Below are 334 nucleotides of genomic sequence, written 5' to 3'. Positions count from 1 at the left end.
GGCGAGGACGGCGGGGTTGGAGGAGGGCAGTTCGGTGTAGGTGCCGAGGCCGAAGGCGGGGTTCTGCTTGCGGATCTCGATCATGCGTCGGGTCCAGTGCAGCAGGGAGGAGGGTGAGGCCATGGCGGCTTCGACGTTGGTGACCTGGTAGCCGTGGACGGGGTCCATGATGGCGGGCAGGAAGAGGCGTCCGGGGTCGCAGGTGGAGAAGCCGGCGTTGCGGTCGGGTGTCCACTGCATGGGGGTGCGGACGGCGTCGCGGTCGCCGAGCCAGATGTTGTCGCCCATGCCGATCTCGTCGCCGTAGTAGAGGATCGGTGAGCCCGGGAGGGAG

General features: G+C 68.6%; 1 protein-coding gene. It reads right to left on the bottom strand.

Going from position 1 to position 334, the window contains the following annotated elements:
- The coding region (locus tag IG94_RS0138220; RefSeq protein ID WP_031048886.1) for an alpha-amylase family glycosyl hydrolase at window positions 1-334 on the bottom strand (334 nt) is incomplete at both ends.

The sequence above is a fragment of the Streptomyces olivaceus genome (assembly GCF_000721235.1).
Classification (GTDB): domain Bacteria; phylum Actinomycetota; class Actinomycetes; order Streptomycetales; family Streptomycetaceae; genus Streptomyces; species Streptomyces olivaceus.
Note: the sequence above shows the minus strand (reverse complement) of the source record. Positions and strands in the feature narration are given on the sequence as shown.